The following is a 16,157-nucleotide window of genomic DNA, read 5'->3' on the forward strand; positions in this document are numbered from 1 at the left end:
TATGTCTAAGGTTTCAATTATTGAAGTAAAAACAGCCGGTCAACTCAAGCAATTCGTAAAATTTCCGATGGATCTGTACAAAAATAATCCGTACTATGTTCCATCCTTTATCAAAGACGAAATGAAAATCTGGGATGCAAATGAAAATCCGGCGTTCCACTATTCCGAATCCAAGCAGTTTCTGGCCGTAAAAGACAGTAAAGTAGTGGGTAGAATTGCCGTAATTATTAACCATAAGGAAGAGAAAGAATTAGACATCAAAAAAGTACGTTTTGGCTGGATAGACTTCATAGATGACACTGAGGTTTCCAAAGCGTTGATTCAGACTGCCATTGATTATGCCAAAGAACATAATATCAATAAAATTGAAGGACCCATGGGATTCACAAATCTTGACAAGGCAGGAATGCTAACAATGGGTTTTGACAAGCTGGCAACAATGATTGGAATTTACAATCATGCTTACTACCCTAAACATCTTGAAAATCTTGGACTAGCCAAAGAAAAAGAATGGGTAGAATATGAGATGAACTTCCCGAAAGTTCTTCCTGAAAAAGTAGAAAAATTCAGTGGCCTGATCGCTCAAAAATATAAGCTCAGCGTTCTTAAATTTAAATCAAAGGAAGAAATTCTCCCTTATGTAGAACCAATGTTCAAGTTATTGGATGAGACCTATAAGCATCTTTCTACTTATACTCCAATTTCTGATGAACAGATCAAAACATACAAAGAGAAATATTTCCCATTCATCGATAAAAATTATGTGATTTGTGTTGTGGATGAAAATCAACAGCTGGTTTCTTTCGCAATTACAATGCCTTCTTATTCTAAAGCCCTGCAAAAATCAAAAGGAAAATTATTTCCTTTCGGATGGTGGCATTTCTTACAAGCCGGCAAAAAGAATGACAGAGCCAATTTTTACCTTATCGGGATTCATCCTGAATATCAAAGACGCGGCGTAACGGCTATTATTTTCAAAGAAATTTTTGTACGGTTTACCAGCATGGGAATTAATTTTGCAGAAACCAACCCTGAACTTGAAGAAAATAAAAGTGTTCAGCTCTTATGGCAGGATTATAATCCGGTAAATCATAAGAGAAGAAGAACCTATTCTATGGAAGTAAATAAGTGATATTGTATTTTGTATAAGTAATAACCGAATCCAGACATAGGAGAAAAAAACGAATAACCGAATGCCAGTTATCAGTTATTGACTTGGAACTTTAAACATTGAATTTTTAAACTCTCAGTCTTTACTCTCGTACCTTTAAACCAAATTCACAACTCCATTTACTTGCTACCTGCCTCCTATAACCTGTTACCTAAAACCTATAAATCCCTATCTTTACATAATGAAACCGCAGCTTATCATTTTCGCTATTTTAATCGCTGGATTTATCAGTTATAACTTCTTTTTTCAGTCACAGGATGATAGAACGAATACCGTCATCAACATCCTTTTTGCCAGTATTCTTTTCGGATACATCTCTTTTATGGCATATTCTGTTCTAAGGAAAATGAAGAAATAAATACAAAACCAATTTTTATTAAATCTGCATATCATTAAGTTAAAATATCTCCAATACATACGATGAGATCTATTTTTGTGATGCAGGGACAAAAAAAGGAGAAAAACACATCAAAAAAAACAATCATTAAGATCTAATTTTTATTGATTCTAAATTACCGATTTAGCTCATTTTCATCCGACTTTTAAGCTGATAAATTTCATGCTTTCTTGTTTATTCGCTAAATTTGCAAATTGAGATAATAATGCAAAAATGAATTTACCTGAAAGTTATATTCCAATCCTTATCCAGGCTGGTGTAGCAGTAGGATTTGTAGCTGTTTCTTTGCTTGGGGCACATTTCTTGGGGCCACAGCAGAAAAAAGGAAACTCTGTAAAAAACCAAAGCTGGGAATGCGGGATTCCTGTAGAAGGAAATGCTAGAACACCGTTTTCTATCAAGTACTTCCTGACTGCGGTATTGTTCGTACTATTCGATATTGAAATCGTATTCTTTTATCCTTACGCAGTAAACTTTAGAGAATTCGGCATGGAAGGATTTCTTGCTGTACTTACGTTCGTTGCAATCTTCTTCGTAGCGTTTTTCTATGTTTGGAAACGCGGTGCGCTGGATTGGGATAAATAAATTTTAACATTAAAAGATTGAATTTATTTAAGTAATTTAAAGATTGTAAAGGTCTTGTTTTAATCTTTAAATATTTTAATCTTTAAATATTTACTAAAAATGTCAGATAAAAAACCAGTAATAAGAACAGATGCACCTGCTCCCGAAGGATATGAAGGAGAGGGGTTTTTCGCAACAAAACTGAGCAGTGTAATCGGGATGGCAAGAAAGTTTTCACTTTGGCCGTTACCATTTGCTACCTCTTGTTGTGGTATTGAGTTTATGGCTACCCTAAACCCAACGTATGATGCTTCAAGATTTGGTATGGAAAGAAACTCTTTCTCTCCAAGACAAGCAGATATGCTGATGGTTTGCGGAACTATATCAAAGAAATTAGGACCAGTCCTGAAAGAAGTTTATACTCAAATGGCAGAGCCGAAATGGGTAGTAGCAGTTGGAGCTTGTGCTTCCAGCGGTGGTATTTTCGATTCATATTCTGTGCTTCAGGGAATTGATAAAATTATTCCGGTAGACGTTTATGTTCCTGGATGTCCTCCAAGACCTGAACAGATCATTGAAGGGGTAATGCAGGTACAGGCTCTTGCAGAAAGCGAAAGCATCAGAAGAAGAGACATGCCTGAATATCAGAAGTTATTAGATTCTTACAACATAAGCAACTAAACGGAAATGACAAACGAATTTGTATTAGAAGCAATCACAAGAGAATTTCCGGAATCTGTCATTTCAAGCTCAGAACCTTACGAAATGCTGACAATTGAGGTGAAGAAAGAAGATATTAAGAAAATCATTCACTATCTTAAAGATTCATCATTGGAATTTAATTTCCTTACGGATATCTGTGGTATTCATTACCCTGAATTCCCTGAAAAGGAAATAGGCGTTGTATACCATTTGCATAATATGATGGCCAATTTCAGATTACGCCTGAAAATATTCATGTCCAGAGAAAATATCGAAGTAGATTCTCTTACTGAACTCTATGCCGGAGCTAACTGGATGGAAAGAGAAACGTATGACTTCTATGGGATTAAATTTAAAGGACACCCGGATCTTAGACCTATTTTGAATATGGAAGATCTTGGATACCACCCCATGTTGAAAGAATATCGCCTTGAAGACGGTACCAGAACCGATAAGGACGATAATATGTTCGGAAGATAAAAAATATAAATGATTACTGATGATTGGTTCATAATCAATTGTCGTTTATCAATTAATTATATATTATGAAAGATAACTCATTATCTAATATACTAAACCAATACGAAAGTAAGGAACAGATTGACGGACAATTATATACCCTCAATTTAGGACCTACCCACCCTGCTACTCACGGGATTTTCCAGAATATCTTAACGATGGACGGAGAGAGAATTCTTCACGCTGAGCAAACGGTAGGATATATCCACAGAGCATTTGAGAAAATTTCTGAAAGAAGAAACTACTCTCAGATCACTACCCTTACTGACCGTATGAATTACTGTTCTGCACCAATCAACAACTTAGGTTGGCATATGACAGTAGAAAAACTGATTGGTATTAAAGTTCCAAAGCGTGTAGACTATATGCGTGTTATCTTAATGGAACTGGCAAGAATCGGTGACCACCTGATTTGTAACGGGGTAACCGGAATGGACTCAGGAGCTATTACAGGTCTTACTTATATGTTCATCGAAAGAGAACGTATCTATGATATGTATGAGCAGATCTGTGGAGCAAGGATGACAACCAATATGGGAAGAATCGGAGGTTTTGAAAGAGATTTCACACCTAAGTTTCATGAGTTATTAAAAGACTTCTTAAAAACGTTCCCACCAAGATTCAAAGAATTCTGTACCCTATTGGAAAGAAACAGAATTTTCATGGACAGAACCATCGGTACTGGAGCAATTTCTGCCGAAAGAGCATTAAGCTACGGTTTCACAGGTCCAAACTTACGTGCAGCAGGAGTAGATTATGATGTAAGAGTTGCACAGCCTTACTCTTCCTATGAAGATTTCGACTTTATTATTCCTGTAGGAACTTCAGGAGATACTTACGACCGTTTCATGGTTCGTCAGCAGGAAATCTGGGAATCAATAAAAATCATCAAACAAGCATACGAAAATCTTCCGGAAGGACCATTCCATGCGGATGTTCCAGACTTCTATCTTCCTGAAAAGGCAGATGTATATCAGAAAATGGAAGCATTGATCTACCATTTCAAAATTGTAATGGGAGAAACTGATGTACCGAAAGGAGAAGTGTACCACGCTGTAGAAGGTGGAAACGGAGAATTAGGATTCTATCTTGTGAGCGACGGAGGAAGAAGCCCTTACAGACTTCACTTCAGAAGACCATGTTTCATCTACTATCAGGCATATCCTGAAATGATTACAGGCTCTGTAATTTCAGATGCCATTGTAACGATGTGTAGTATGAATATTATTGCGGGAGAATTAGACGCATAATAATTGTAAAAAGTACCATTGTAAAATGTATTCATGATTTTACAATGATCAAATAAATAAGTCATTAGTACATTGTACATTGTACAATAATACATTAAAAAAAATGAGCGAAACAATAGCTTTTAAACCGGAAAGTTTAGCACAGGTACATAAAATTATCGCAAGATATCCTGAAGGAAGACAGAAATCTGCTCTTCTTCCTGTACTTCACTTAGCACAGAAAGAATTCGGAGGATGGTTAGATGTTCCTGTGATGGATTATGTTGCCGAACTATTAAGTATCCAACCCATTGAAGTATATGAGGTGGCTACTTTCTATACCATGTTTAATATGAAGCCGGTAGGTAAATATGTTTTGGAAGTTTGCAGAACAGGACCTTGTATGGTTTGTGGAAGCGAAAAAATCCTTGACCATATCAGAACCAAACTGAATATTAAGGATGGAGAAACTACTGAAGACGGCATGTTTACATTAAAGCCTGCTGAATGTCTTGGAGCATGCGGATATGCACCAATGCTGCAGTTAGGAAAATTCTTTCATGAAAATTTAACAATAGAGAAAGTAGACGAAATCCTTGAACTTTGCAGACAGGGACAACTTGCTTTAGACTAATAAAGATTTTGAATCCCGGATTTAAAATCAGTTAATTTTTAAAATAATTATAAAAAGCTAACGGCGACCAACCAATAGCTAAAAGCATAATAAACAATGAGTAAAAAACTTTTACTTAAAGACGCACATATAGAAGGTATTCGCTACTTTGAAACTTACCGTAAACAGGGAGGTTATACAGCAGCTGAAAAAGCCTTGAAAATGACTCCTGACGAAATTCTTGAAGAAGTAAAAGCTTCAGGATTAAGAGGACGTGGTGGAGCCGGATTCCCAACAGGAATGAAATGGAGCTTTTTGGCAAAGCCGGAAGGTGTTCCAAGACACCTTGTTGTCAATGCGGATGAATCTGAGCCTGGAACATTCAAGGACAGATATCTGATGGAGTTCCTTCCTCATTTATTGATTGAGGGAATGCTGATTTCTTCTTACTGTTTAGGTTCCAATACTTCTTATATCTACATCCGTGGAGAATATTCATGGATTCCGGATATCCTTGAAGAAGCTATTGAAGAAGCTAAAGCAGCAGGGTTTTTAGGTAAAAACATCCTGGGAACAGGTTTCGATTGTGAAATTTATGTTCAGAGAGGTGGTGGAGCATACATCTGCGGTGAAGAAACTGCATTGCTTGAATCCCTAGAAGGAAAAAGAGGTAACCCAAGATTAAAACCACCATTCCCGGCTGTAAAAGGACTTTGGGAAAGACCAACGGTAGTAAATAATGTTGAATCTATTGCTGCAATAGTTCCAATCATTGATATTACTGGTGCTGAATACGCTAAAATAGGTGTAGGAAGATCTACAGGAACAAAATTGATTTCTGCTTGTGGAAACATCAACAAACCGGGTGTATACGAAATTGATATGACGATCACTGTAGAAGAATTCATCTATTCTGATGAATATTGCGGTGGTATTAAAGACGGTAAAAGATTAAAGGCTTGTATTCCTGGAGGAAGTTCTGTTCCGATTGTTCCAGCTAATTTATTGTTAAGAACAGTGAATGGAGAGCCAAGATATATGAACTATGAATCATTAGCTGATGGTGGTTTTGCTACCGGAACAATGATGGGTTCAGGAGGTTTCATCGTATTGGATGAAGACCAGTGTATTGTAGATCATACCATGACGTTGGCAAGATTCTACAATCACGAAAGCTGTGGACAATGTACTCCTTGCCGTGAAGGAACAGGATGGATGTACAAGATTTTAAAGAAAATCGAGAAAGGAGAAGGAAAAATGGAAGATATCGATCTACTTTGGGATATCCAGAGAAAAATCGAAGGAAATACGATTTGTCCGTTGGGTGATGCAGCAGCTTGGCCGGTTGCAGCAGCGATCCGTCACTTCAGAGATGAATTTGAGTGGCACGTGAAAAACCCGGAATTGTCTCAGACACAAAACTATGGATTGGCACATTATGCAGATCCTATCCCGGCTGTTGAAAAGAATGCGTAGATAAGATGAAAAAATTATTGGTTGTCGGCTTAATGATGTCGAATCTTGTATTTGCACAGAACAAGAAGAGTGATACAGCAACTTATAACAGATCCGTTGAAGAGGATTTGTCATATGTAGCAAGTGAGAAACAACAGATTAAAGCTGAAAAAAAGGAAAAGCCTTTACCATTAAGCAAAAAAGGTCAGGTTTTCGTATTTTATGGATGGAACAGAGCTGCTTATAGTAATTCTGATATCCATTTTACCGGAAACGGGTACGATTTTCAATTGAATAATGTAACTGCACAAGACAGACCTACAAAATTTGGAATTGTCTATTTTGATCCAAGCTGGTTTACTGTAACACAGTATAATTTCAGAATAGGATATTTCATTAAAGACAATTTAGCACTGGTACTTGGGATAGACCATATGAAATATGTAATGGATCAGAACCAGACTGTAGGTTTCAAAGGACATATTTCAGATCCTGAATATGCAGCAATGGTTCAGAACGGGCAAGTGAATCTTGCAGATGAGAAGTTCCTTACTTTTGAACATACAGATGGACTTAATTATGAAAACTTAGGTCTTGAGAAATACAAAAATCTTGTTCACAAGAAAAATATAGATTTAGTATGGTCTTATGGAGCCGGAATCGGATTTATGTTTCCAAAAAGTAATGTAAAGCTTTTTGGTAATGAAAGAAGTGACCGTTTTCACGTTGCAGGTATGGGAACCGATATCAGATCCAGTCTTAACTTGGTTTTCTGGAAAAACTGGATGCTGAGATTAGAAGGAAAAGCAGGATACATCAATATGTGGGATATCAAAACCACATTGAACAATAAACCGGACAAAGCACGTCAGGACTTTGTTTTCGGACAGGTTCTGGGAGGAATTGGATATACATTTAATACAAAGAAATATAAATAACAAAGCCTATTGCTTAACGCATAAAGCTTAAAGCATATCATATGAGCGAAGAAGTTAAAAAATTCAAAATAACTATAGACGGACAGACTACTGAAGTGATGCCTGGTACTTCCATTCTGGAAGCTGCAAGACAAATCGGTGGAAAATCTGTACCTCCCGCTATGTGCTACTACAGCAAGTTGGAAACCAGTGGAGGAAGATGTAGAACATGTCTGGTAGAAGTTTCTAAAGGATCTGAAGCAGATCCGCGTCCTATGCCGAAATTGGTAGCAAGCTGCAGAACGAATGTAATGGATGGGATGGAAGTAAAAAACCTTACTTCTGAGAAAGCTCAGGAAGGAAGAAAAGCGGTTACCGAGTTCTTATTGGTAAACCACCCGCTGGACTGCCCTATCTGTGACCAGGCAGGAGAATGTCATCTTCAGGACTTAGGATATGAGCATGGTGTAGACAGTACAAGAACAGAATTTGAAAGAAATACTTACGAAGCTGATGATCTTGGACCGAACATCAAATTGAACATGAACCGTTGTATTCTTTGCGCAAGATGTGTATTGACAGCCAACCAGCTTACAGAAACAAGAGAACACGGTATTCTTTTCAGAGGAGATCACGCTGAAATTTCAACCTATCTAAATAAAGCTTTAGACAATGACTTCATCGGAAACGTTATCGACGTTTGTCCGGTAGGAGCATTAACAGACAGAACAGCTCGTTTTGCAAGCAGAGTATGGTTTACAAAACCAATGAACGCTTCTTGTAAATGTGATAAGTGCTCCGGAAAGACTGTAGTATGGATGAAAGGTGACGAAGTTGTAAGAGTAACTGCAAGAAAAGACCAATGGGGTGAAGTGGAAGAATTCATCTGTGATACATGTCGTTTCGAAAGAAAAGCATTATCAGACTGGAACATCGAAGGTCCTAGACATATCGACAGACACTCTGTCATTTCATTGAACCACTACGAAAAACCTAAGGATGAGCTAAGAGTTTTAGACAATCCTATGGCTAAAGAAATCAGTGAAAAAGACGAAAAATTATCATAAATTATAAATTTTAAATTATAGATTTTGCATTCATTTAAAATCTATAATTTAAAATCTAAAATCTAAAATTCAGGATGGATTTACTTACATTTAAACTTATACTTGTACTAGCACTTTTCCTGCTATCGCTTACGATTGCAGCCTACTCTACCTGGGCAGAAAGAAAAGTAGCCTCTATCATGCAGGATAGAATTGGTCCCAACAGAGCCGGACCTTTCGGATTGCTGCAGCCTCTTGCTGATGGTGGAAAGTTTTTCTTCAAAGAAGACTTTACGCCGGCCAATGCAGAAAAATTCCTTTTCGTATTAGGACCTGCTTTGGTAATGTTTATTTCATTGATTACGGGAGCTGTTATTCCTTGGGGTAAAAGTTTAAATATTGCAGGTACTTCTTTTGATCTTCAGGTTGCTAACATTGATGTTGGTGTGCTTTTCATCATCGGAATGGCTTCAATCGGGGTTTACGGAATTATGATCGGAGGTTGGGCTTCGAATAACAAATATTCATTACTAGGTGCTATCCGTGCTTCTTCTCAGATGATTTCTTATGAATTGGCAATGGGATTAGCACTTCTTTCTATCATTATGATGACAGGAAGTTTAGATTTAAAAGAAATTACAGAAAGCCAGACCACTGGGAAATTATGGGGAGTTATTCCTTGGGTTTCAGGGTTGAACTGGAATATTTTCTACCAACCAATAGCTTTCCTTGTTTTCTTTGTAGCAGCATTAGCAGAAACCAACAGACACCCATTCGATTTACCTGAGTGTGAATCTGAATTGGTAACAGGATATTCTACAGAATACTCTTCTATGAAATTAGGTTTATATATGTTCGGAGAATATGTGAACATGTTTATTTCTAATGCATTCATGGTAGTTCTTTTCTTCGGAGGATACAATTATCCTGGTATTGAATGGGTAACTCAAAACTGGGGTGAGAACACTGCAGGAATCTTGAGTATAGTAGCATTCTTAACAAAAACTGTAATCGGAATTCTGATCTTCATGTGGATCAGATGGACACTTCCAAGATTCAGATATGACCAGTTAATGCACTTAGGATGGAAAACTTTAATCCCAATGGCATTGGTAAACCTATTAATTACAGGAGCTGTAATTTTAGCGTTTGGAAATTAAATTATCTAAACCTAACAGGTTTTAAAAACCTGTTAGGTTTGTGTAAATATTGAATATTAAAAATTAAGATAACAGACAAGATTAGTCTAAAATCTGGTGTCTAACATCTAATATCTATAATTAAATGAAACTTACAAACAGATCAAAAGTTGTTTCCAATAAAGAAATGACCCTTGCTGAAAAAATCTACCTTCCTGCAATCTTTACAGGGATGGGGATTACATTTAAGCATGCTGTAAGAACCGTGATAAAGGGTGCTCCCGCAGTATATTCGTATCCGGAAGTACAGAAACCAAGAACCACCATCTGGAGAGGCCAGCACGTTTTGAAAAGAGATGAAGAAGGCAGAGAAAGATGTACAGCTTGTGGACTTTGTGCGGTAGCTTGTCCTGCAGAAGCCATTACGATGACTGCTGCTGAAAGAACTAAAGAGGAAAAAGGTCTTTACAGAGAAGAGAAGTACGCTTCAGTATATGAAATCAATATGCTAAGATGTATTTTCTGTGGTATGTGTGAAGAAGCTTGTCCTAAATCTGCAATCTACCTTACTGACAGATTGGTAGACGTGGAAACCAACAGAGGTTCTTTCATTTACGGAAAAGATAAATTAGTTGAAAAAATAAATGAAAGGATTGATATCACGACAAGACAATCCGAGAAACAAAAAAATGCGGTAAAATAATGGATCAGTTTTTATTTTTCTTGGTGGCGTTTTTAGCAGTAGCAAGTGCAGTTTACTTTGTATTTGCCAGGAATCCTCTCTATGCTATTTTGTCATTGATTGTTACGATGTTTTCAATTGCAGGTATGTACATTCTTTTAAATGCACAGTTCCTTGCAATTATCCAGATTATAGTGTACGCAGGTGCTATCATGGTACTTTTCCTTTACATCTTAATGATGCTTAACCTTAATAAAGGAGACGAAAGTAAGAAGAACAATACTTTAAAGTTTGTTGGAGTTTTTACAGCTGGACTTCTTTTAGTAGGTGTGCTTGGAGTTTTCAGAGGAGTACAGGACAACCACATTGTTGTTGAAAATGTAGACAGAGGTATTGGTCTTACGAAAAATCTGGGTAGACTTTTGTTTAATGAATATGTTTTACCGTTTGAGCTTGCTTCCATCCTAATTTTGGCAGGTATTGTAGGCGCGGTATTAATCGGTAAAAAAGATTTATAAAATTATGGGAGAAGTAAATACATTTATACAAAGCATCCCTTTGGACTACTTCATCATTCTTTCATCAGTATTGTTCTGTTTGGGAGTAATGGGAGTATTGCTTAGAAAAAATGCTATTGTGATTCTGGGCTGTGTAGAGCTTATGCTGAATTCTGTAAACCTTTTATTGGCAGCTTTTTCAGCGTATAAAGGCAACGGCGACGGACAGCTTTTAGTTTTCTTCATTATGGTAGTGGCTGCTGCAGAAGTAGCAGTAGGTTTGGCAATTATTGCTATGCTGTATAGAAATACCCGTTCTGTAGATGTGAGTATATTTAATAAATTAAGAGGATAAGAATGGAGAATCTAGTATATGCAATAGTACTTTTACCACTTTTAGGGTTTCTTATTAACGGTTTATTCGGAAAAAATCTTCCAAAAATATTGGTTGGATCTTTGGCTACGGCAATGGTTTTCGGATCATTCTGTATCGCTGTAAGTCTTTTCATGAATTTCAATTCTGAAAGCCAGCCTGTAATCGTAAAAGCTTTTGAATGGTTTAGAGTAAATGGGGTTCAAATCAATTTTGGATTCCAGATTGATCAGCTTTCTTTAATGATGGTAATGATCATCACGGGTATCGGTTCACTGATCCACTTATACTCTATCGGATATATGAGTCATGATAAAGGGTTCTATAAGTTCTTTACTTACCTGAATCTTTTCATCTTCTCTATGTTACTTTTAGTAATGGGAAGCAACTACCTTATCTTATTCATCGGATGGGAAGGTGTAGGTCTTTGTTCTTACCTGTTGATCGGATTCTGGTATACCAACGAAGAATACGGTAAAGCAGCAAGAAAAGCTTTCATCATGAACAGAATTGGTGACCTTGCGTTATTGATCGGTATCTTCATGATTGCTTCTCAGACCAATGCTGTAGATTATCTTTCTGTAGCAGAAAACGCTTCAAAATTTGAATTAGATGGAACAGTGATTATCTTTATCACAGCGAGTTTATTCATCGGTGCTACCGGTAAATCTGCTCAGGTTCCTTTATATACATGGTTACCGGATGCGATGGCCGGACCTACTCCTGTATCAGCGTTGATCCACGCAGCAACGATGGTAACTGCAGGGATCTATTTGGTAGTAAGATCAAACTTCTTATTTACTTTAGCACCTACAGTACAGGGAGGAATTTTATTCATCGGGTTCTTAACGGCTGCTTTGGCAGGATTCTATGCACTACGTCAGAACGACATCAAAAAAGTATTGGCATACTCTACCGTTTCACAGCTTGGATTTATGTTCATTGCTTTAGGTCTTGGAGCTTATACAACGGCTATGTTCCACGTAATGACACATGCATTCTTTAAAGCTTTATTATTCTTAGGTGCAGGTTCTGTAATCCACGCTATGAGCAACGAACAGGATATGCGTTTCATGGGAGGTCTTAAAAAATACATTCCTCTTACGCACGCTACATTCCTTATCGGAACACTGGCAATCTCAGGTTTCCCTTTATTATCAGGGATGATTTCTAAAGATGAAATTTTAGTAGCAGCTTTCGCTAAAAATCCAATCTACTGGGTAATCTTATTTGTTTTAGCGGCAATGACTGCAACGTATATGTTCAGACTGTACTACCTGACATTCCACGGAGAATTCAGAGGTACTGAAGAACAGAAACACCACTTACACGAAAGCCCGTCTAATATGACATTACCATTGATCGTATTGGCTATCCTTTCTGTAATCGGAGGTTTTATCAACCTGCCACACTTCATCGGTCACGGCCACTATGCTAAACTGATGGAATGGTTAAAGCCAGTTCTTACAGAACAAAGCTACAGCCAGATGGAAGCTACTCTTTCAGGAGTACCTTTCAATACTGAAATGATCTTATTAGCAGCTACAGTACTTATGTTCTTCACTGTATGGTTCATCGTTAGAAATACTTATGTAAGTAAGAAAAAGATGGCTGTTGCAGAGGAAAACTATACCGGATGGGAAAAGCTTTCTGCTAAGAAATTATACGTTGACGAACTTTACAACGCATTGATTGTAAAAACTGTTGAAGGATTAGGACGCGGAGGAAAAATGTTTGATAAGGGTATCTTAGACCGTTTTGTAAACTTTGTAGGTGATGGTGCTGAAGACAGCGGAAAAGCTATGAAGCGTGTACAGAACGGAAATGTAGAGACATATATCCTTATCATGTCTTTAGCTGTGGGAATTATATTAATTGTTAACTTTTTATTACAATAATAATGTCTTGTTTATTATTAACATTATTACTATTACCTCTAGTAGGTTCGGGATTAGTTTTTGCGTGGAAGAGTAATTCCAGCAAATATTTGGCGCTTGGAATCGCATTGGTACAAATGCTCCTTACGTTTTATATACTTTCGGATTTTGATTTTACTCCGACAGTAGACAGCGTATTGCAGCATGAGATCAATTATCCATGGTCACAATTTATGAAGAGCTCTCTTCACTTCGGTATCGATGGGATGAGTATGCTTCTTTTATTATTGACCAACATTCTGGCTCCAATCATTATTTTATCATCTTTCAATGAAAGTGTAAACTACAGAAATACGTTCTACGGACTGATTCTGTTGATGCAGTTTGGTCTTGTAGGAGTGTTCACTTCTTTAGACGGATTGTTATTCTACATTTTCTGGGAAGTAACTTTGATTCCAATTTGGTTCATTGCCGGACTTTGGGGACAAGAGAATAAAAGGTTCGAGTTTACTACGAAATTCTTCGTATATACATTCGTTGGATCATTATTTATGTTAGCCGGATTGATCTATGTGTACAACCACTCTGCATCATTCGCTTTAACAGATTTATATAATGCTCAGCTGAATGAAGTACAGCAGACTGTGGTATTCTGGTTTATTTTCTTTGCATTTGCAGTGAAATTACCGGTATTCCCTTTCCATACATGGCAGCCTGACACTTATACCTACTCTCCTACTCAGGGATCCATGTTATTATCAGGGATCATGCTGAAGATGGCAGTATATGGTGTAATGCGTTATTTGCTTCCAATTACTCCCCTTCCGATAGCAGGAATTTCAGGACAGATCGTAATTATTCTTGCCATTGTAGGAATTGTTCACGGTGCATTGATCGCTATTATCCAGACGGATATGAAGAGAATCATTGCCTATTCATCTTTCTCTCACGTAGGATTGATGGTAGCAGGGATTTTTGCTTCTGCAGTAGTTACTCTTAGAGGAACTTTCAATGTAGAAGGTGCTGAAGGAGCTTTGGTACAGACTTTTGCCCACGGTATCAACGTAGTAGGTTTATTCTACTGTTGTGATATTTTATACAAAAGATTTAAATCAAGAGACATCAGACAAATGGGTGGTTTAGCTAAAGTAGCTCCTAAGTTTGCTGTGTTGTTCTTGATCATTATATTAGGTTCAATGGGAGTTCCATTAACCAATGGATTCATCGGGGAATTTATTTTGTTGAAATCTGTTTATGATTTTAACGGAACAGCAGCAGTAATTGCTGGTCTTACGGTAATTCTTTGTGCTGTATATTTATTGAGATTCTATGGAAAAGCAATGTTTGGAGAAGGAGATCAAGCAGTTTTAAGTACAGCAAAAGATTTGTCAGGAGTAGAATTTTCTGTATTGGCAAGTTTAGCGGTTTTTGTGATTTTACTAGGTATTTTCCCACAACCGGTAATCGACATGGTGAGTAGTTCGGTGAAGTTTATCTACCAATCAATGGTAAGTTAATTTGATATTTTAAGAAATGAGTGTTTTAATTATTGTTTTCCTAACGGCAGTTATTGCGTTATTTTCAGGAGTTTTTGAACAAGGAAAATTCGCAAGATACATTGGGATTTTGGGATTAATCATTGCATTGTATGTAAGTTTTATGCCGGAATGTTCGTTCTTCGATCATTACAAGCATATGTATGAATACAGTGACAATACCGCATTATTCACTAAAATATCAATCGTAACAACTTTATTGTTATTCTTCCTGGGAGGTTTTGCTTTCAGCAATCACAGAAGCCACCAGTCAGAATTATACGCATTGATGCTATTCGCATTGTGTGGAGGGATCATCCTTTTCGGATACCAGAACCTGGTGACGATGTTCTTGGGAGTTGAAATCCTTTCTATTCCATTATATGTAATGGCTGGAGCTAACAAAACTGATCTGAGATCCAACGAAGCTTCTATTAAATATTTCCTTATGGGTGCGTTTGCAACAGGTTTTTTACTGTTCGGGATTGCGTTTATCTATGGAAGTGCAGGAAGTTTTGATCTATACAAGATTCATGATTTTGGAGTAGCTAATTCAGGGAATGTAATGTTCATTTTAGGAGTATTACTGATTCTTTGTGCATTGGCATTCAAAGTTGCTTTAGCACCTTTCCACATGTGGAGCCCTGATGTATATGCAGGTTCTCCTTCATTAATCACAGCTTTCATGGCGAGTGTAGTAAAGATCTCAGGATTCTTTGCGCTATTCAGATTGATGACGCTTGGCTTCGCTGGGGTAACTCACGAGTGGATCAATGTTTTAGGTGTATTCTTAATCATTACTTTACTTTTGGCAAACGTTATGGGTCTTGCTCAGACGAATGCAAAAAGAATGTTGGCTTACTCTTCAGTTTCTCATGCAGGATATATCGGATTGGTATTCTTCGGAATGACAAGCCTTTCTACTTATAACCTTGCATTCTATTTATTTGCTTATTCTTTATCTACAGTAGGTGTTTTCATGTGCCTGATCTGGGTAGAAAAGTTAAAGAGAGAAACATCTTTCGGAGCATTCAAAGGATTGGCGAAAACTGAACCTTTATTAGCAACAGCAGCAGCAATCTCTATGCTTTCAATGGCAGGAGTTCCGCTAACAGCTGGTTTCATGGGGAAATTTGCTTTATTCTCCCAGGCTATGAACGGTGCAGCTTTCTTAGTATTGGTGGCTGTATTAGGGTCTGCCCTGTCTATCGCTTACTATTTAAGACTGATTATCGCAATGTTCTTCTTTAAAGAATCTACATTCAAATCATCAGAAAAAGTAACATTGACTTACAACATCATTGCAGTAATAATAATTGCTCTGATTATCATCCTTGGGGTTTTCCCGGATCTGTTTGCAAGAATGTTCGGATTGTAAAATCTGAATTTTAAGATATAAAAAAGCACAACTTTTCAGTTGTGCTTTTTTATGGTTAATACT

Annotated in this window: 17 protein-coding genes; all 17 read left to right on the forward strand. The window is 37.2% G+C overall.

Annotation, left to right across the window (positions count from 1 at the left end; translation table 11 throughout):
- Nucleotide 1 precedes the first annotated feature (1 nt).
- The 17 genes from SFA27_RS19420 (at nt 2) to SFA27_RS19500 (ending at nt 16,094) form a co-directional block, all read left to right on the forward strand.
- Entirely contained in the window at nt 2-1,132 is a 1,131-nt protein-coding gene (locus SFA27_RS19420; RefSeq protein ID WP_047377763.1) for a GNAT family N-acetyltransferase, read from the forward strand.
- Nucleotides 1,133-1,352: 220 nt separating this feature from the next.
- Entirely contained in the window at nt 1,353-1,529 is a 177-nt protein-coding gene (locus tag SFA27_RS19425; protein WP_167510753.1) for a hypothetical protein, read from the forward strand.
- 252 nt (nt 1,530-1,781) lie between these two features.
- Nucleotides 1,782-2,153: an NADH-quinone oxidoreductase subunit A gene (locus tag SFA27_RS19430; RefSeq protein ID WP_047377762.1), complete on the forward strand. Its 372-nt coding sequence runs from the start codon at nt 1,782-1,784 to the stop codon at nt 2,151-2,153.
- A gap of 99 nt (nt 2,154-2,252) precedes the next feature.
- Nucleotides 2,253-2,813, forward strand: a complete 561-nt coding sequence (locus SFA27_RS19435; RefSeq protein WP_047377761.1) for an NADH-quinone oxidoreductase subunit B — start codon at nt 2,253-2,255, stop codon at nt 2,811-2,813.
- Nucleotides 2,814-2,819: 6 nt separating this feature from the next.
- On the forward strand, nt 2,820-3,314 hold the full coding sequence (locus SFA27_RS19440; RefSeq protein WP_047377760.1) for an NADH-quinone oxidoreductase subunit C: 495 nt from the start codon (nt 2,820-2,822) through the stop codon (nt 3,312-3,314).
- Nucleotides 3,315-3,379: 65 nt separating this feature from the next.
- Nucleotides 3,380-4,603, forward strand: a complete 1,224-nt coding sequence (gene nuoD / locus SFA27_RS19445) for an NADH dehydrogenase (quinone) subunit D (RefSeq protein WP_047377759.1) — start codon at nt 3,380-3,382, stop codon at nt 4,601-4,603.
- 103 nt (nt 4,604-4,706) lie between these two features.
- A complete protein-coding gene (gene nuoE / locus SFA27_RS19450) occupies nt 4,707-5,216 on the forward strand; it encodes an NAD(P)H-dependent oxidoreductase subunit E (protein ID WP_047377758.1) in 510 nt (169 codons plus the stop codon).
- Nucleotides 5,217-5,312: 96 nt separating this feature from the next.
- Nucleotides 5,313-6,671 carry an NADH-quinone oxidoreductase subunit NuoF gene (gene nuoF, locus SFA27_RS19455; RefSeq protein WP_047377757.1) on the forward strand — a complete coding sequence of 453 codons (1,359 nt, stop codon included), beginning with the start codon at nt 5,313-5,315 and terminating at the stop codon, nt 6,669-6,671.
- Nucleotides 6,672-6,676: 5 nt separating this feature from the next.
- Nucleotides 6,677-7,588 carry a hypothetical protein gene (locus SFA27_RS19460; RefSeq protein ID WP_047377756.1) on the forward strand — a complete coding sequence of 304 codons (912 nt, stop codon included), beginning with the start codon at nt 6,677-6,679 and terminating at the stop codon, nt 7,586-7,588.
- A gap of 41 nt (nt 7,589-7,629) precedes the next feature.
- A complete protein-coding gene (locus tag SFA27_RS19465; protein WP_047377755.1) occupies nt 7,630-8,634 on the forward strand; it encodes a 2Fe-2S iron-sulfur cluster-binding protein in 1,005 nt (334 codons plus the stop codon).
- Between the two features lie 74 nt (nt 8,635-8,708).
- Complete coding sequence (gene nuoH, locus SFA27_RS19470) at nt 8,709-9,773, forward strand: NADH-quinone oxidoreductase subunit NuoH (RefSeq protein ID WP_047377754.1); 1,065 nt, start codon at nt 8,709-8,711, stop codon at nt 9,771-9,773.
- A 124-nt stretch (nt 9,774-9,897) separates the two neighbouring features.
- Nucleotides 9,898-10,455, forward strand: a complete 558-nt coding sequence (locus SFA27_RS19475; RefSeq protein ID WP_040996950.1) for an NADH-quinone oxidoreductase subunit I — start codon at nt 9,898-9,900, stop codon at nt 10,453-10,455.
- Nucleotides 10,455-10,952 carry an NADH-quinone oxidoreductase subunit J gene (locus SFA27_RS19480; protein ID WP_264519167.1) on the forward strand — a complete coding sequence of 166 codons (498 nt, stop codon included), beginning with the start codon at nt 10,455-10,457 and terminating at the stop codon, nt 10,950-10,952. The genes SFA27_RS19475 and SFA27_RS19480 overlap by 1 nt, the downstream gene beginning before the upstream one ends.
- 4 nt (nt 10,953-10,956) lie before the next feature.
- Complete coding sequence (nuoK, locus tag SFA27_RS19485) at nt 10,957-11,286, forward strand: NADH-quinone oxidoreductase subunit NuoK (RefSeq protein ID WP_002983557.1); 330 nt, start codon at nt 10,957-10,959, stop codon at nt 11,284-11,286.
- A 2-nt stretch (nt 11,287-11,288) separates the two neighbouring features.
- Complete coding sequence (gene nuoL / locus SFA27_RS19490; protein WP_047377752.1) at nt 11,289-13,202, forward strand: NADH-quinone oxidoreductase subunit L; 1,914 nt, start codon at nt 11,289-11,291, stop codon at nt 13,200-13,202.
- Between the two features lie 2 nt (nt 13,203-13,204).
- Complete coding sequence (locus SFA27_RS19495) at nt 13,205-14,698, forward strand: NuoM family protein (protein ID WP_047377751.1); 1,494 nt, start codon at nt 13,205-13,207, stop codon at nt 14,696-14,698.
- Between the two features lie 16 nt (nt 14,699-14,714).
- Complete coding sequence (locus tag SFA27_RS19500) at nt 14,715-16,094, forward strand: NADH-quinone oxidoreductase subunit N (RefSeq protein WP_047377750.1); 1,380 nt, start codon at nt 14,715-14,717, stop codon at nt 16,092-16,094.
- Nucleotides 16,095-16,157: the final 63 nt, after the last annotated feature.

The organism is Chryseobacterium sp. HR92, assembly GCF_045689405.1.
GTDB classification, from domain to species: Bacteria; Bacteroidota; Bacteroidia; order Flavobacteriales; family Weeksellaceae; genus Chryseobacterium; species Chryseobacterium viscerum_A.